At 32.5% G+C, this 17291-nt stretch carries 14 protein-coding genes and 1 CRISPR repeat array; of the genes, 10 read left to right on the top strand and 4 right to left on the bottom strand.

Annotation, left to right across the window (positions count from 1 at the left end):
- From EYD46_RS05850 to cas2, 4 genes are all read left to right on the top strand, one after another.
- Window positions 1-621, top strand: coding sequence for an L-threonylcarbamoyladenylate synthase (locus EYD46_RS05850; protein WP_130936125.1), 621 nt, complete (start codon window positions 1-3; stop codon window positions 619-621).
- A gap of 508 nt (window positions 622-1129) precedes the next feature.
- Window positions 1130-5347 (top strand): type II CRISPR RNA-guided endonuclease Cas9, encoded by a 4218-nt coding sequence (cas9, locus tag EYD46_RS05845; RefSeq protein ID WP_130936124.1) that lies wholly within the window; start codon window positions 1130-1132, stop codon window positions 5345-5347.
- Between the two features lie 3 nt (window positions 5348-5350).
- The gene (cas1, locus tag EYD46_RS05840) at window positions 5351-6271 is read left to right on the top strand and encodes a type II CRISPR-associated endonuclease Cas1 (RefSeq protein WP_130936123.1); all 921 of its coding nucleotides are present in this window, start codon (window positions 5351-5353) and stop codon (window positions 6269-6271) included.
- Between the two features lie 215 nt (window positions 6272-6486).
- Entirely contained in the window at window positions 6487-6831 is a 345-nt protein-coding gene (gene cas2, locus EYD46_RS05835; protein ID WP_130936122.1) for a CRISPR-associated endonuclease Cas2, read from the top strand.
- Window positions 6832-7027: 196 nt separating this feature from the next.
- Window positions 7028-9275: a CRISPR direct-repeat array (repeat unit 46 nt; unit sequence CCTGTGAATTCTCCATAAATTTAAAGAACTGAAAGCAATTCACAAC).
- Window positions 9276-9519: 244 nt separating this feature from the next.
- Here the strand turns inward: cas2 and EYD46_RS05830 are convergent.
- From EYD46_RS05830 to EYD46_RS05820, 3 genes are all read right to left on the bottom strand, one after another.
- The gene (locus tag EYD46_RS05830; RefSeq protein ID WP_130936121.1) at window positions 9520-10359 is read right to left on the bottom strand and encodes an OmpA/MotB family protein; all 840 of its coding nucleotides are present in this window, start codon (window positions 10357-10359) and stop codon (window positions 9520-9522) included.
- 108 nt (window positions 10360-10467) lie between these two features.
- Complete coding sequence (locus EYD46_RS05825) at window positions 10468-11457, bottom strand: glycosyltransferase family 2 protein (RefSeq protein ID WP_130936120.1); 990 nt, start codon at window positions 11455-11457, stop codon at window positions 10468-10470.
- Window positions 11454-11900, bottom strand: coding sequence for a type I restriction enzyme HsdR N-terminal domain-containing protein (locus tag EYD46_RS05820; RefSeq protein WP_130936119.1), 447 nt, complete (start codon window positions 11898-11900; stop codon window positions 11454-11456). Before EYD46_RS05820 ends, EYD46_RS05825 begins: the two co-directional genes overlap by 4 nt.
- Window positions 11901-11963: 63 nt before the next feature.
- Here EYD46_RS05820 and holA point away from each other — a divergent pair, with 63 nt between their 5' ends.
- Window positions 11964-12968, top strand: coding sequence for a DNA polymerase III subunit delta (gene holA, locus EYD46_RS05815; RefSeq protein ID WP_130936118.1), 1005 nt, complete (start codon window positions 11964-11966; stop codon window positions 12966-12968).
- Window positions 12968-13633, top strand: coding sequence for a uracil-DNA glycosylase (locus tag EYD46_RS05810; RefSeq protein ID WP_130936117.1), 666 nt, complete (start codon window positions 12968-12970; stop codon window positions 13631-13633). The genes holA and EYD46_RS05810 overlap by 1 nt, the downstream gene beginning before the upstream one ends.
- On the opposite strand, the gene EYD46_RS05805 is transcribed toward EYD46_RS05810, so the two are convergent.
- Window positions 13634-13825 carry a hypothetical protein gene (locus tag EYD46_RS05805; protein WP_130936116.1) on the bottom strand — a complete coding sequence of 64 codons (192 nt, stop codon included), beginning with the start codon at window positions 13823-13825 and terminating at the stop codon, window positions 13634-13636.
- A 280-nt stretch (window positions 13826-14105) separates the two neighbouring features.
- Between EYD46_RS05805 and EYD46_RS05800 the strand changes: the two genes are divergently transcribed.
- From EYD46_RS05800 to EYD46_RS05785, 4 genes are all read left to right on the top strand, one after another.
- The gene (locus EYD46_RS05800) at window positions 14106-14945 is read left to right on the top strand and encodes a 1,4-dihydroxy-2-naphthoyl-CoA synthase (RefSeq protein WP_130936115.1); all 840 of its coding nucleotides are present in this window, start codon (window positions 14106-14108) and stop codon (window positions 14943-14945) included.
- Window positions 14945-15847 carry a 1,4-dihydroxy-2-naphthoate octaprenyltransferase gene (menA, locus tag EYD46_RS05795; protein WP_165454347.1) on the top strand — a complete coding sequence of 301 codons (903 nt, stop codon included), beginning with the start codon at window positions 14945-14947 and terminating at the stop codon, window positions 15845-15847. Before EYD46_RS05800 ends, menA begins: the two co-directional genes overlap by 1 nt.
- 64 nt (window positions 15848-15911) lie before the next feature.
- Window positions 15912-16589: a metal-dependent hydrolase gene (locus tag EYD46_RS05790; protein ID WP_130936113.1), complete on the top strand. Its 678-nt coding sequence runs from the start codon at window positions 15912-15914 to the stop codon at window positions 16587-16589.
- Window positions 16590-16594: 5 nt separating this feature from the next.
- A complete protein-coding gene (locus tag EYD46_RS05785) occupies window positions 16595-17287 on the top strand; it encodes a DUF2490 domain-containing protein (RefSeq protein WP_130936112.1) in 693 nt (230 codons plus the stop codon).
- Window positions 17288-17291: the final 4 nt, after the last annotated feature.

The following is a 17291-nucleotide window of genomic DNA, read 5'->3' as shown; positions in this document are numbered from 1 at the left end:
ATGGCTGAGTTTATTAGAATTTATGAGGAAAACCCAAACCCTAAAGCAATTGATAGGGTAGTGCAAGTACTAAAAAATGGCGGTCTCATTATTTATCCAACAGACACAGTGTATGGCTTAGGTTGCGATATTACTAATATTAAAGCTTTAGAAAAGGTAGCGAGAATTAAAGGCGTAAAGTTAGAAAAATCTAACTTTTCGTTTGTTTGTCATGATTTAAGTAACCTTAGCGACTATGTAAAGCAAATAGATACCTCCACGTTTAAAATCTTAAAACGTGCACTCCCTGGCGCTTATACTTTCATTTTACCAGGATCTAAATCCTTACCCAACCCTTTTAAAAAACGAAAAACAGTAGGTATAAGAGTGCCCGATAATAACACAGCCTTAGAAATAGTAAAACAGTTAGGAAACCCTATTATTTCTACTTCTATTCGAGACGAGGATGAAATTTTGGAATACACTACAGACCCAGAGCTTATTCTTGAAAAATGGGACAACCTAGTAGATTTGGTTATAGATGGTGGTTATGGCGGTAACGACCCCTCAACAATAATTGATTTATCTGTAGATGAACCTAGTGTTATTAGAGAAGGCAAGGGAAGTTTAGAGATTTTTTAGAATCATTTTACGGGCGCTACCATCCCGATAGCTATCGGGAGGTCAGGCTTTCACTACTCAATCCCTCCTACGTCGGGGATTTCAAACATGCCGTTCAATCCTTAGCGCGGAAGAAACTTTCATAGTTTTTACGAAAATTCTGCATTAATAATTAAACTTTTACTATTTTTAAAAACTTCCCTAAAACTTTTAATAGCGTTTAAGTTTATTAGCATGAAAATAAAAATCCCACGGAGTACGCAGGATTTAAGATTTTTCTTCGGCTTATAGCCTTATTGTGAAAAGCTTTCAGATTATAAAAATATAAAAAATAAAGCAATTCACAACATATATCGAAAGTCGATAGAATTATAAAAGAATGAAAAGATAAGTCAATTTAGACCAGAGATAAGTTTTGGACACTTAAAACAAAGTACTGTATACAAATACTCTTTTCTTTTCATTTGTGTAAAAATATTTATTATTTTCGATATATATAACCTGTTTAAATATAATTTTTAACATAATTATGAACATTACTCTTGGTATAGATTTGGGAACCAACTCCATAGGTTGGGCAATACGTAACACTTCGGAAAAGGAAAATCAAATTATTAAAAAAGGAGTTCTAACTTTTGATAAAGGTGTAGGAGAAGAAAAAGGCATTGAATTTCCTAAAGTTAAAAAACGTACCGAAAGTCGTGGAAAAAGGAGAAACTATCAAGCAGAGAAATATCGAAAATGGGAATTATTGCAACTCTTAATAAAAAATGATTTGTGTCCTTTAACCATTGAGGAACTTAACCAATGGCGAAAATACACGAAAGGTCAATCACGTCAATACCCAAGTAGTAAAGCATTTATTGAATGGTTACGTTTTGATTTTAATGGCGATGGGAAACCAGATTTTCATTTGTTTTCAAAAGACAACCATGAAAGCTATTATATTTTTAGAACCAAGGCAGTTTGTGGTAATGCAGATTCTAAGAAAGTGTTCAAAGATAATCCTCAAATATTAGGACGTGTATTTTACCAATTAGTACAACGACGCGGTTTTAAAGGTCGTGATGAAGAAGAAGCAAAAACAATGCTTGAAGGAAGTAAAAAAACAGGAACACCTGGTAGAAACGAAATATCTACTTATTTAAACAAATATAAATCGTTAGGAGCTGCATTATATCATTACCAAAAGAAAACGAAACAAAATAGAATAAGAAACCGTTACAACTTAAGAAAAGATTATGAAAACGAACTAAAACTAATTTGTGATGCGCATGGGGTAGACGAAGATTTTTATAAAAAACTTTGGAAATCAATTATTTGGCAAAGACCTCTTCGAACACAAAAAGGATTAATTGGTATTTGTACTTATGAGAAAAACAAAAAACGAGCGCCAGTAAGTCATCCATTATATGAAGAGTATAGAACTTGGGTTTTTATAAACAATTTAAAAATTAAACAACCTGAAGGATGGAAACTTGAAAATTACTTGTTACAGCATATATATCCTCTTTTTTACAAGGCATCAAACGATTTCAAACTGAGTACGATTATTAATAAGTTAAGAAAGGATGGTGCTAAAATGGAGTCCAGATTTAAAGATAGACCCAAAACTAAAGTACTTTCAGCTAAACTTCTAAATTCTTTTCAAGAATTATTGGGAGAAAACTGGCAGGAGGAATATAATTGGAATACTATTAATGAAAGACCAGAACAGCCTATTAAGAAAACTAAAAAAAAGTATTCGTTTGAAGATGTTTGGCATGTGCTTTTTACTTTTGATAGTCAAGATAAGTTAGAAGAATTTGGAAAAGAAAAACTTAACTTAAGCAATGATAAAGTAGAGAAATTTTCAAAAATAAAATTGCAACAAGGTTATGCTACATTAAGTCTTTCAGCAATAAAAAAAGTACTTCCTTATTTAAGAAAAGGTATTATTTATAGTAAAGCCGTGTATCTCGCTAATATTCACAAAGTATTAGGAACACATGATATTACTGATGATTCTATTGAATATTTCTCGTCTGAAATTGATAAAATACTAGTCGATACTGATAATGAAAAACTATTAAATAATGTAGTAAATGCTATAATACAAGACGAATCTATAAAGTTTGATTCTTATGCCATTGAAGATGACAGAGCTCTTGACGAAAGTGAAAAAAGATTAGTGAATGAAAAACTTAATCAAGTTATTGGAGATAAAACTTGGAGTCGTTATACTCAAGATGAAAAAGAGTTCGCTATAACATATGTTTCTGAAAAGTTTCGGGAGTTCTTAAAAAATAGAAAAACAGGTTTTTTACAACAACCACGGTTGCATGATAGAATTTTTAATTGGCTTCAGGAAACATATCAAGTACCGGATGAAAATAAAAAATATCTTTGGCATCCTTCAGAGCAAGAAAAATATAGTAATGCTGAATACTATCATGAAATAAAGGCAAAAGGAAATACTGTTTACATTAAAGATTCAGACTTAGAAAACTTTTTGTACAAAAACCCCAATGCGGAACAGGAAGCTATCTCGTTAAAATTATTGGGTAGTCCAGAGCCTCTTTCAAAGGGATTTAAAAACCCAATGGCATTAAAAACGCTTCATAAATTAAGGCACTTGCTTAATTATCTTTTACAAACTAACCAAATTGATGAAGATACGCGTATTGTTGTTGAAATCGCAAGAGAATTAAATGATGCTAACAAGAGAAAAGCGATTGAAAAATGGCAAGCTGAACGTGAACGGGAAAACAATAATTTCAAGAAAACAATAGAAGAAATAAATAAAGAGTGCGATACAAGCTATGACACTAATGATATGTCACTAATCCACAAAATACGTTTATGGAATGAACAAAATAAAATATGTATTTACACTGGGAATTCTATAAATGTATGTGACTTATTTAGTGGTAATAAGTACGATTTTGAGCATACTATTCCTGCTAGTATGTGTTTTGACAACGAACTAAAAAATTTAACTATTGCTGATGCAATTTATAACCGAACTGTGAAAAAGAAGCAAATCCCAACACAACTTCCCAATTATTCTGAAACAGTTGATTTTAAAGGCGTACAGTATTCGGCAATAGAACCTCGTCTTCAATTTATAAAGGATAAACTAGAACATTATGAAAATCTTTTTGACGATTGGCTAAAAAAGACAAAATATGCAAGTACAAAAGAGTATAAAGACTATTGCATACAAATGCGTCATTATAATAGGTTTAATCGGGATTATTGGAAGAAAAAGTTAGAAACATTTACAATCACAGAATACAAAGCGGGATGGAAAAATAGTCAATTACGAGACACTCAAACCATGACAAAATATGCATTGCCCTATCTTAAAACTGTTTTTAAAAAGGTAGAAGTTCAAAAAGGTAATGTGGTAAATGCTTTTAAAGAAGTATATAATATAAAGCTTTCTTCCGACAAAAAAGATAGAACAAAACATAGTCACCATGCCATTGACGCCGCTATTTTAACATTAATTCCAAAATTTTCAGTTAGAGATTCTATAATAGAAAAATATAATGAAGAAAAGGATAGTCATACAGGTAAAACCTATCATGAAAGGCCCAGAAATTGGGAAAACTTTAAGCCATCATATATTTTAGATTTTGAGAAGGAAACACTCATTAATAACCAATTAGAGTTCACTGCGTTAACGCCATCAGTTAAAAAAGTGCGAAAACGAGGCAGAATTCAATATGCTACTTTTATTGATGAAAATGGTAAAAAACATTTTAAATTAGATGTTTATGGTAATAAAATTCCATTGATTGCAAAAGGCGATACCGTTAGAGGGCAATTACACGGAGAATCTTTTTATGGAGCAATAAAACAACCAAAAAGAGATGAAGAAAACAAAGTACTTTTTGATGAAAAAAGCAAAATGCTTTTAGAAGATACTATTTCACTTGTTATTAGAAAAGATTTAGTTTTTAAGAAGGATGCAAATTCAAATGGTTTTAAAACTTTAGAAGAAATTAAGAATAAAATTGTTGATAAATCAGTTGGAGAAATTATTGAAGAACAGGTTAAACTAGAGATTTCTGCAGGAGGAAGTTTAAAATCAGCCTTAGATAAAGGGATTTGGATGCTTAACAAAAAAGGAGAGAAAATTAATAGAATTAGACGTATAAGATGTTTTGAGTCTTTGAAGTATGAAACGGCTGCAAAAGTACATGAACATGCTTATAAATCTGATAAAGATTATAAGCAAACAACTTTAGCTCAAAATGGGGAAAACGTTTTCTGTTTATTCTATAAAGGCATTGTTAATGGCAAAGAAGAACGAACAATAGAAATCATAGGTATTTTTGATTTAGTAAAGTTGAAAATTAGAAGTGAAAAGGATATTTATAAAATTCCATTATTTAATACATCAGAAGTTGGAAGAGGAAAAAAGAAATCCACGATTCAATTGTACCATATCCTTAAGTCTGGTCAAAAAGTTTTATTCTATAAAGATGGTATGGAAGAATTGAAAGAATTGAATAAGATGGAGTTATCTCAAAGACTATATAAGGCCTATCAGTTTGAAAGTGATGGAAGGATCAAGCTAAAGCATCATTTGATTGCTGGCAGTAACACAGATATAAAGAAGAAATACAAAGAGGTATCTTTATTTAAATTTGATGGTTACCAACCATTACTTAGACTCAGACAAAAAAACTGGGATTTTGCAATAGAGCATAAAGATTTTGAAATGGAATTAGACGGTTCAATCAATTGGAAATTTTAGAAAATGATTAAACGCACCCTCTTTTTTGGCAACCCCGCCTACCTAAGCACCAAAAATCAGCAATTAGTGGTAAACTTTCCTGAAGAAAATAAGGACGAAAAAACCATCCCCATTGAGGATTTGGGCTATGTGGTGTTAGAAGACCCACAAATTACCATTACCAATGGTCTGTTGCGTAAATTGGTAGAAAATAAAACTGCAGTGATTACCTGCGACCAACAACATTTACCTTGTTCACTCTTACAACCACTAACGGGTCATAGCGAACAGACGGAGCGTATGCGGTATCAACTTAATGCTAGTGTGCCTCTAAAAAAGAATTTATGGCAACAAACGGTGGTTGCAAAAATTGATAATCAAGCCAATCATTTTTTATTACGGCAAAAGAATGCACTACGCCTAAAACGCTACGTAAAGGAAGTAAAAAGTGGAGATTTAGATAATCAAGAAGCGATTGCGGCAGCGTTTTACTTTCAAAATTTATTTGATATAGATGGTTTTAGCCGTAACCAAAAAGGCATTGCACCAAATAATTTACTAAACTATGGTTATGCTATTTTACGTGCCGTTGCGGCTAGGGCATTGGTAAGTAGCGGTTTGTTGCCTTCGGTTGGTATTTTTCATCACAATAAGTATAACGCGTTTTGTTTGGCAGATGATGTTATGGAACCTTACCGCCCTTTTGTTGATGCCCTAGTTTATGATATTGTAGAAACAGGCTGCCAAATAGAAGAACTAAACACGAGTATAAAAACAGACTTATTAATGATTCCAGCCATGGATGTGGTTATTGATGGAAAACAAAGTCCATTAATGAATGCCATGAGTAGAACTACAACTAGCCTTTTTGAATGTTTTGAAGGCAGTAGACGGAAATTGTTATATCCAGGATTTAAGTCGTCTTTGGAGGCTTTTGTGGGATAAAATGGATTCCTGCCTTCGCAGGAATGACAAGGCAGAGACCTTTAACTAAAATAAACCATTATGGATTTGGAATCAATAGTTTTAAACAAAAGAATAAATTTTTCTCAACATTAGGTTGTCATTCCTGCGAAGGCAGGAATCTAAGATAAAATTGGATTCCGTATCAAGTGCGGAACAACAAGACAGATACTTTTAACTAAAATGTAAAAGCATGTATGGCATCTTATTTAACACGATTAAACCAATATAGGTGTATGTGGGTATTGGTGTTTTTTGATTTACCAACGGAGACGCTTACCGAGCGTAAAGCAGCGACACGTTTTAGAAAGAATTTGTTAGATGATGGTTTTGGCATGTTTCAGTTTAGCATTTATACCAGATTTTGCCCAAGCAGAGAAAATGCTACCGTACACATAAAACGTACAAAAAAGGCACTGCCAAAAAAAGGAAAGGTATGTATCATGCAAATTACCGATAAGCAATTTGGGATGATGGAACTGTTCCATGGTCAAAAAGAAGCCGATTTGGAGCCACCGTCACAACAATTGGAACTTTTTTAGGATTGTCATTCCTGCGAAGGCAGGAATCCATTTAAACACGCCCTGTCATGCTGAACTCGATTCAGCATCTCAAATACTATACAAATAGAACTTAAAATGTCAGACTGAGCGCAGTCGAAGTCCATTTGAAAGCCAAATTATTAAAATCCAAACCCATAACATAAAAAACAGGATACCAGCCTGTTACAGTAAGTATCCTGTGAATTCTCCATAAATTTAAAGAACTGAAAGCAATTCACAACCTGTTCGCCAATGGTATAAGTAAATGATAACCTGTGAATTCTCCATAAATTTAAAGAACTGAAAGCAATTCACAACTACGGATGTGATAATAGATGGTTTTGTCGTCCTGTGAATTCTCCATAAATTTAAAGAACTGAAAGCAATTCACAACCACAATACTTTTATCATGAATATGGTTGTTCCTGTGAATTCTCCATAAATTTAAAGAACTGAAAGCAATTCACAACCGCAACAGTATACCCATAGCGCGTTCCGTTCCTGTGAATTCTCCATAAATTTAAAGAACTGAAAGCAATTCACAACTCCGGTTCTTTTTTAAATCTATACCTCCCACCTGTGAATTCTCCATAAATTTAAAGAACTGAAAGCAATTCACAACCATGAGAGCGATAACAAAAACTATCGCCTTCCTGTGAATTCTCCATAAATTTAAAGAACTGAAAGCAATTCACAACCAGGCTTATAAAGTTTCTTTTGTTGGGTATCCTGTGAATTCTCCATAAATTTAAAGAACTGAAAGCAATTCACAACCTAGATGTTGTTGCTTTTTTTTGTATATCCCCTGTGAATTCTCCATAAATTTAAAGAACTGAAAGCAATTCACAACAGGCGAAGATGAAAATGAATTTATGCCAAACCTGTGAATTCTCCATAAATTTAAAGAACTGAAAGCAATTCACAACCAGTAAACCGTTAAGCTTCTAGGGGCTGTCCCTGTGAATTCTCCATAAATTTAAAGAACTGAAAGCAATTCACAACTATTTGGTCATCACTTAATTTTGTGCTAAACCTGTGAATTCTCCATAAATTTAAAGAACTGAAAGCAATTCACAACCTGCGGGGCGGGGGGGCCTCCAGAAGAGGACCTGTGAATTCTCCATAAATTTAAAGAACTGAAAGCAATTCACAACTTAGGCATTAGAGGAGTAAAAGACATCAAACCTGTGAATTCTCCATAAATTTAAAGAACTGAAAGCAATTCACAACGTACTACCATGGCTAATTGCACTAGCTAGCCCTGTGAATTCTCCATAAATTTAAAGAACTGAAAGCAATTCACAACTAGTGGGCAAATCATCCATTGGACAGATTTCCTGTGAATTCTCCATAAATTTAAAGAACTGAAAGCAATTCACAACCAAAACTTTGTTTTATTCTCATCAAACCACCCTGTGAATTCTCCATAAATTTAAAGAACTGAAAGCAATTCACAACCGTTCATTTGCCACCGCACTCTTTATCGCTCCTGTGAATTCTCCATAAATTTAAAGAACTGAAAGCAATTCACAACCCACAGCTCATACTGTGCGTAACATGATACCTGTGAATTCTCCATAAATTTAAAGAACTGAAAGCAATTCACAACCTGCGTTTTACAAGTGCATTACACCGCAACCCTGTGAATTCTCCATAAATTTAAAGAACTGAAAGCAATTCACAACCAAAATATGTGCAAAAACAAATAAATAGGTCCTGTGAATTCTCCATAAATTTAAAGAACTGAAAGCAATTCACAACTAGTAGACCAACACGGTACAGTATCAGCAACCTGTGAATTCTCCATAAATTTAAAGAACTGAAAGCAATTCACAACTTAGAAACCAATACAATTTCTGCAGGCGAACCTGTGAATTCTCCATAAATTTAAAGAACTGAAAGCAATTCACAACTAGAGCCGTTAGATTCTAACCTAACTATTCCCTGTGAATTCTCCATAAATTTAAAGAACTGAAAGCAATTCACAACCCAACATAATGAAATACATTATTTAGGTTACCTGTGAATTCTCCATAAATTTAAAGAACTGAAAGCAATTCACAACTCCATTGTCAAATCTATCTTTTAAGATTGTCCTGTGAATTCTCCATAAATTTAAAGAACTGAAAGCAATTCACAACTATTGAAAAATACAACGGTAAAAATACGGCCTGTGAATTCTCCATAAATTTAAAGAACTGAAAGCAATTCACAACTTGGGACGGGACATCATGGCAGCCTATAGGCCTGTGAATTCTCCATAAATTTAAAGAACTGAAAGCAATTCACAACTACCAAAGCCAAAGACAATTTACCAGCCTTCCTGTGAATTCTCCATAAATTTAAAGAACTGAAAGCAATTCACAACTGAGTTGTTGTTGGTTTAAATGAAAAATTACCTGTGAATTCTCCATAAATTTAAAGAACTAACCGAATACAGCAACCGATGAAATCCTCTAAAAAAATAATAGTGCTTTGCGTTAAGGATTGAAGTCACGCTATGGCGTGATTGAAACTCCCCGACGTAGGAGGGAGCGACTGCTGAAATGTTAACATTCATGAATACAATAATAAAAAATATTGACCAATGAATAAAGCCTGACCCCTTGTGGGTAACGCCATGATACCAAAACAAAAAAAGCTCAACCTTACGGTTGAGCTTTTATATGATTATTTAAAAGGATTTTATTAATTCCCTCCAGCTTCTAAATTTTTCATTTCTTTTTCAATCAAATCATAGAATTGATCTAATTTTGGAAGTACAACAATTCTTGTACGTCTGTTAGTTGCTCTGTTTTCTGCAGTTTCATTATCAACTAATGGCACATAAGAACTACGTCCAGCAGCGATTAACCTACCAGGTTTAACACCTAAGTCTTCTAATACACGAACTACAGATGTTGCTCTTTTTACACTTAAATCCCAATTATCTAAAAGTACTCCACTTTGGTAAGATCTACTATCTGTATGTCCTTCAACCATACACTCAAAATCTGGCTTAGCCTTTACAACTTTAGCTACTTTAGCTAAAACTTCTTGAGCTCTTGTGGTTACATTATAGCTTCCACTTTTAAATAGTAACTTATCTGATATAGAGATAAATACAACACCCTTTTCAACGTTTACTTCAATATCAGGATCATTTATTCCAACCTCACGTTTAAAGCTTGTTACTAACGCTAGAGTAACACTGTCTTTTTGTGTTAAAGCATCTTGAAGACGTGTAATTTTAAGATCTTTCTCTTTCAAACTCTCTAGAGTTTTCTCCATATTGTTAGCGCCCTTTGCAGATATTATTCCAAGATTATCATTTGCATCTTTTAAATCTTTAACGCGCTCTTCTAAAACAGATACTTTCGCTGTCGCTGAAGCTCTTTCTTCTAAACAAGAATTCAATTTAACGGTAGCTGAGTTTAATAAATCTTGAGTTTCTTTTTGCTTTTCTTCTAATGCCAAAAATTCCTTTTTGGAAACACAAGAACTTAGAATAAATAAAGTTGATAAACTAAGTAATAGGACTTTCTTCATAATTAATAATAAGGTTTTATTGAATAAAATAATTGCCATTTTGTTTCGACAAAAGTATATAAAAATCAGTTGAAAACAGTACAGTTAACAAAACTTTTACTAACTGAGTTATAAACTTTTGTAGAATTTTTTTCTATTTACGAAATACAACCAAACTATAGATGTTTTTTGGTAGTATTTTGTTTTCTCTTTTACTGCTTTTCGCTTTTGAAGAAGCCCATAAAAATGAGCATAAAAACTAAAATGCGCCTTTACAATAGCTAAGGAGTGAAGAAACTTAAAATCCAACAAAAATTTCACACCAGCAATGCCATCTAAAATCAATCTTACAACTACTAAAAACAACACATTGCCCTTAGCATTTTTTACAAGTGCAAACAGACTATTACGAAAGTTTAAAAATGTTTTTTTAGGATTAGAGTTGTTTAAAGTTGCTCCTCCTACATGATAAACTTCAGAATTACCATTATATACCACTTGATATCCTTTGTTTTTTGCACGCCAACATAGATCTATTTCTTCCATATGTGCAAAAAATAATTCATCAAAGCCATTAAGCTCATTGTAAACATGTTTTCTTATAAATAAACACGCTCCAGAGGCCCAAAAAATAGGCTGTACATCATTGTATTGCCCATTGTCTTCTTCTAAAGTATTAAAAATTCGTCCTCTACAATATGGATACCCATATTTATCTATAAAACCACCTGCAGCTCCTGCATATTCAAAAAAGTGTTTTTGCTTAAAATCTAAAATTTTAGGCTGCACTATGGCTATACTTAAATTACTACCAAAAGTCCGTTGTATTGGGCCTAGCCAACCTTTTGTAACTGCAACATCACTATTCAAAAGACAAAACACATCAGCATCAACATGCTTTAAAGCATCATTATAACCTTTAGCATAACCACCATTAACGGTATTCTTAATAATTTTTACTTGTGGAAAATTAGATTTTAAAAATGAAATAGAATCGTCAGTAGAAGCATTATCAGCTACATAAATATCGGCAACCTCAGAATGCTTAATTACTGAAGGTAAAAACTGTTCTAAGAGCTTTTTTCCATTCCAATTTAATATAACTACAGCAATTTTCATTTTTTATAATCTGGAATATCTTTTAAAAACTGATACCGTTCTTTTCCAAAATCCATCTCGCAATAATAATGATTTAACCCATTAGTAACCATTAAATAATCAGAGTTAAGTACTAAATTATACCTAGCTATTTGATCAAACACTTTTTGGTCTATATTAATGGAGGGCGCTTTACACTCAATAACAAGCTGAATATCTCCATTTGGTTTGAATACTATAATATCATAACGTTTTTTTAAATCATTAATTTTCAACTCTTTTTCAACGTTAATCAATGATTTAGGATAGTTTTTATCTTCAATTAAAAAGTGAATACAATTTTGCCTTACCCATTCTTCAGGTTGTAAAACCACAAACTTTTTACGAATAATGTCAAAAATTAGAACTTTATTTTCGCTATTTTTGAAACGGAATCGATATGTTGGGAAATTCAATTTGTGCACCTCACAAATGTATCATTATAATGCTACAATTGATATACTTCCCTAAAAATTTTCTATAGCACTTTGGACGAGGTTAAACAATTAGTTACCGATATTAAAAACAGGAACCTTAAACCTATTTATTTTTTAATGGGAGAGGAATCTTATTATATTGATAAAATTTCTGATTTTATTGAAGACTCTATTCTAACTGAAGAAGAACGAGGTTTTAATCAAATGGTATTATATGGTAGAGATATATCTGTTGAAGATATAATTAGTAATGCCAAGCGTTATCCTATGATGGCCGAATATCAAGTTGTAATTGTAAAAGAAGCCCAAGATTTATCCAGAACTATTGAAAAGCTTGCTTCGTATGCAGAGAATCCACAAACCACGACAGTTTTAGTAATCAATTATAAATACAAAAAAATTGACAAGCGAAAAAGCTTATATAAAACCTTAAAAAAAACAGGAATAGTTTACGAAAGTAAAACCCTTTACGAAAACCAAGTTGCGGATTGGATAAGGCGTGTACTTTCACCAAAGGGCTACACGATTACCCCAAAAGCGGCACAAATGCTAGTGGAGTTCTTGGGTACTGATTTAAGTAAAATTAATAACGAGTTAGAGAAACTTCAAATAATTTTATCTAAAAACAGCCAAATTACGCCAGAAGTTATTGAGGAAAATATTGGTATAAGTAAGGACTACAACAATTTTGAGTTAAGAAAAGCAATTGGAAGTAAGAACACTGTAAAAGCCTACAAAATAGTTAATTACTTTGCCGAAAACCCTAAAGATAACCCTATGGTTGTAACTGTTTCGCTGCTTTTTAATTTTTTTTCACAGCTGTTGCATTTCCATGGATTAAAAGATAAGTCGCCAAGGAATGTTGCCACTGCATTAAAAATCAATCCATATTTTGTTAATGAATATACTGAAGCAGCAAGAAATTACCCTATGCGAAAAGTAAGCGCAGTAGTTTCTACATTACGTGATTTTGATGTGAAGAGTAAAGGTGTTGGCGCTAATGCTGTATCACAAGGCGATCTATTAAAAGAATTATTAGTTAGAATATTGAATTAATGGAAGTTGACATTCATAAAAGTTGGAAACCACATTTAAAAAATGAGTTTGAGAAAACATATTTCAAAAATTTAGTTGGGTTTGTAAAAGAGGAATATAAAAATTACCGCTGTTTTCCTCCCGGAGGAGAAATTTTTAATGCATTTAATCATTGTACTTTCGATGAAGTAAAAGTAGTTATTATTGGGCAAGACCCTTATCATGGTCCTGGACAGGCTAATGGTTTGTGCTTTTCGGTAAAAGATACAGTAACGCATCCACCTTCATTAATAAATATATTTAAAGAAATAGAAAATGATTTAGGAGTTATGTATCCAAGTAGTGGGGATTTATCGCGTTGGGCTAAACAAGGTGTATTATTACTTAATGCAACATTAACAGTAAGAGCACATCAAGCAGGAAGTCATCAAAAGCAAGGTTGGGAAACGTTTACCGATGCAGTTATACAAATAATAAATTCTAAAAAAGAGAACATCGTTTTCTTACTATGGGGCGGCTATGCTAAACAAAAAGTAAAACTGATTGATAAAACCAAACATGAGATTTTAACATCAGGACACCCATCTCCTTTAAGCGCCAATAGAGGTTATTGGTTTGGCAACAAACATTTTAGTAAAACAAATGAATTACTTAATAAGTTTAGTAAAGAAACTATAAAATGGTAATTAACTTCCTGTAGGAGCTAATTCTTGTTGAGTATCCACTTCAATGTTTTGATTCAATTTGATTGGCTCTTCAGTATTTTTGAGCCCCTCATTCTCTAATTGTTTCATTTTAGGTATTAGACGGGCCACAAAAAACATTATAGTATTTACTGCAACTAGTGCTAATATAAAAATAGTAATGTTAAATAACATAGGCAAATGGGGTTTAATTTTCGACGAAACTACATGATTTTTCGATGAAAAACAAATTTTATGGTTAAAATGTAATTATCTGTACAAATTTATATAAAAATTAACAAAGTACAAGACGTAAGACTACATATATCTATTTAAAAAGAAAATTCTTATAATTCTTCAAATTTATTGTACAAAAAATGATGATATCTTATTTTAAAGCAGTTATTCTTTCATTTTTACATTTTCATTTAACTCTTAAAAAAATAAAATTTACTTTTGATGCAAATTTTAGACTATGAGCAAACCAGAATGGGTAATTGCAAAAAAATATGAAGACATCACATACAAAAAGTATAATGGTGTAGCCAGAATTGCATTTAATAGGCCTAACGTTAGAAATGCATTCCGGCCTAAGACCACAAGTGAACTTTATGATGCCTTTTACGATGCTAATGAGGATACTTCTATAGGAGTTGTTTTACTTTCTGCAGAAGGTCCGTCTACTAAAGATGGTATTTATTCATTCTGTAGCGGAGGAGATCAAAAGGCTAGGGGACACCAAGGGTATGTAGGAGAAGATGGTTACCATCGCTTAAATATTCTTGAAGTACAACGGTTAATTCGTTTTATGCCAAAGGCAGTTATTGCTGTTGTTCCTGGTTGGGCTGTTGGTGGTGGCCATAGTTTACATGTAGTTTGCGACTTAACATTAGCCAGTAAAGAACATGCAATTTTTAAACAAACCGATGCTGATGTTACGAGTTTTGATGGTGGATATGGTTCAGCATATTTAGCTAAAATGGTAGGGCAAAAAAAGGCTAGGGAGATTTTCTTTTTAGGTAGAAATTATTCAGCCCAAGAAGCTTTTGAAATGGGTATGGTTAATGCAGTTATACCGCATGATGAATTAGAAAGTACTGCTTATGAATGGGCTCAGGAAATTTTGGCAAAATCGCCAACATCTATTAAAATGCTTAAGTTTGCTATGAATCTCACAGATGACGGCATGGTAGGACAACAAGTATTTGCAGGTGAGGCAACAAGATTAGCTTATATGACTGATGAAGCTAAAGAAGGGCGTAATGCATTCTTAGAAAAGCGTAAGCCGAACTTTGATAAAAAATGGATTCCATAATGCAAAATCTCTCAGTTTGGATTTCAGCAATGCGGCTACGAACATTGCCATTGTCTGTTTCAGGTATCATAATTGCTTCTAGTTTTGCAGAGTATAATGGCTGTTTTAATTGGTCAATATTTATTTTGGCGCTATTAACAACTATTAGCTTACAAATACTTTCAAATTTAGCAAATGACTACGGCGATGGTATTAAAGGTACAGATGATAACAATAGGATAGGTCCAGAACGTGCCATACAGAGTGGCAAAATTACGCCAAATGAAATGTTTGAAGTTATTAAATTGAATATTCTAATTTGTATTGTTCTTGCCTTTCTTTTAATCTTTAAAGCGTTTGGTTCTCAATATTTTCTGTTAACACTTTTATTCTTTCTTTTGGGTATATGCTCTGTTATAGCAGCTATTCGTTACACTGTTGGAAATAAAGCCTATGGCTATCGTGGGTTAGGTGATGTTTTTGTTTTTGTTTTCTTTGGTCTTGTTAGTGTTATTGGGTGTTATGTGCTCTATGCAAAAACAATACATCATGTTGTTTTTCTTCCAGCTATCACTATAGGTTTGTTATCAGCAGCTGTTCTTAACTTAAATAATATGAGAGATATTAAATCAGATTCAGCATCTGGAAAAATAACTTTAGCAGTAAAATTAGGTATAGATAGGGCTAAAAGATATCATTCCATTTTAATAATTTCTGCCATCATTATCTCAGCATTATTCGGAATATTATACTACACTTCACTTTACAATTTAATATACTTTGTAGCTTATATTCCACTCATAAAACACCTTAAAACAGTTAAAAACACTAAAATTTCTAAAGATTTAGATCCTGAATTAAAAAAAGTAGCACTTTCTACATTTTTTCTTTCCGTGCTTCTAGCTGTAGGACATCTATTTTAACTGTAGGGTAAATAATTTCAGTGTTCCCTTTAAAAGTATTAATTTAGTTGTTAAAGATTTTTTTATGAAAATAACATTTTTTGGACATGCTAGTTTAGGAATTGAAACAGGCGATTTTAATATTCTAGTAGACCCTTTTATCTCTGGAAACCCTAAAGCAAATACTATTGCTATTGACACCTTAAAAGCAGACTATATTTTATTGACACATGCACATCAAGATCATATATTAGATGCTGAAGCCATTGCTAAACGAACAGGAGCAATCATAGTATCAAACTATGAAATTGTTACACATTACGAGCAAAAAGGGCTTAAAGGACACCCTATGAATCATGGTGGGGCATGGCAATTTAATTTTGGAAAAGTGAAATATGTAAACGCTATACATAGTTCTTCTTTTCTTGATGGAAGTTATGGCGGGCAACCAGGAGGGTTTATCATAGAAACAGATAAAAAATGTATTTACATAGCTGGAGATACAGCACTTACTTATGATATGAAACTTATTGGTAAATACCATGATTTAGATTTAGCTGTATTACCCATAGGAGATAACCTTACAATGGGAGTGGAAGATGCAATTATAGCATCAGATTTTATCAAATGTGACAAAATATTAGGGTATCACTATGATACCTTTGGCTATATTGAAATTGACAAAGTAAAAGCTAAAGCAAAATTTGATGCAGAACTTAAATCGTTATCACTGTTAAATATTGGAGACTCTATAGAAGTATAGTATAAATGAAGAAATATTTACTTATTAGTATAATAGCTTTGTATTGCACTATTGATGTATCTGCACAAGTAGATCAGTCTAAAACAGGAGCTTGGTATATGTACTTTTATAAGCATCAGTTTAAAAATAGTGCTTTCGGAATTCAAGGAGATTTACAATTTAGAAATTGGAATACAATAGGCGATTTAGAGCAATTATTAATACGTTCGGGTATAACCTTAACTCCAAAAAATGCGAATGTTTTACTCACTTTAGGTTATGCTAACATAACAACAGGTCAATTTGGGGATAGTAATACTACAACTTCTGAAAGCAGAATATACCAAGAAGTGTTTATCCCTCAAAAGCTAGGAAATAGATTGTATTTAGCACATCGTTTTAGATACGAACAACGCTTTGTTGAAGACCAAGATTTTAGAACTCGATATAGATATAATCTTTTTCTAAACATTCCTATTAATAACAACGCATTAATTGCTAAAACCACTTATATAGCATTATACAACGAACTGTTCATAAATGGCCAAACTGAAATAGGTAACAGTACTACGGTACAACTATTTGATAGAAATAGAACCTATTTAGGTTTAGGATACGTATTAAAACCTAGTATGAAATTCCAATTAGGTTGGATGAATCAAAAAACAGTAACCTGGGGAAAAGGACAGTTGCAACTCAGTTTTCATCATAGTTTCTAAGCAA

The organism is Hyunsoonleella pacifica, from assembly GCF_004310335.1.
GTDB lineage: Bacteria > Bacteroidota > Bacteroidia > Flavobacteriales > Flavobacteriaceae > Jejuia > Jejuia pacifica.
Note: the sequence above shows the minus strand (reverse complement) of the source record. Positions and strands in the feature narration are given on the sequence as shown.

Excerpts from the sequence above, each read along its gene's own strand:
- EYD46_RS05850 (WP_130936125.1), top strand. The coding sequence starts at position 1 with ATGGCTGAGTTTATTAGAATTTATGAGGAAAACCCAAACCCTAAAGCA.
- cas9 (WP_130936124.1), top strand. The coding sequence starts at position 1,130 with ATGAACATTACTCTTGGTATAGATTTGGGAACCAACTCCATAGGTTGG.
- cas1 (WP_130936123.1), top strand. The coding sequence starts at position 5,351 with ATGATTAAACGCACCCTCTTTTTTGGCAACCCCGCCTACCTAAGCACC.
- cas2 (WP_130936122.1), top strand. The coding sequence starts at position 6,487 with ATGGCATCTTATTTAACACGATTAAACCAATATAGGTGTATGTGGGTA.
- EYD46_RS05830 (WP_130936121.1), bottom strand. The coding sequence starts at position 10,359 with ATGAAGAAAGTCCTATTACTTAGTTTATCAACTTTATTTATTCTAAGT.
- EYD46_RS05825 (WP_130936120.1), bottom strand. The coding sequence starts at position 11,457 with ATGAAAATTGCTGTAGTTATATTAAATTGGAATGGAAAAAAGCTCTTA.
- EYD46_RS05810 (WP_130936117.1), top strand. The coding sequence starts at position 12,968 with ATGGAAGTTGACATTCATAAAAGTTGGAAACCACATTTAAAAAATGAG.
- EYD46_RS05805 (WP_130936116.1), bottom strand. The coding sequence starts at position 13,825 with ATGTTATTTAACATTACTATTTTTATATTAGCACTAGTTGCAGTAAAT.
- EYD46_RS05800 (WP_130936115.1), top strand. The coding sequence starts at position 14,106 with ATGAGCAAACCAGAATGGGTAATTGCAAAAAAATATGAAGACATCACA.
- menA (WP_165454347.1), top strand. The coding sequence starts at position 14,945 with ATGCAAAATCTCTCAGTTTGGATTTCAGCAATGCGGCTACGAACATTG.
- EYD46_RS05790 (WP_130936113.1), top strand. The coding sequence starts at position 15,912 with ATGAAAATAACATTTTTTGGACATGCTAGTTTAGGAATTGAAACAGGC.
- EYD46_RS05785 (WP_130936112.1), top strand. The coding sequence starts at position 16,595 with ATGAAGAAATATTTACTTATTAGTATAATAGCTTTGTATTGCACTATT.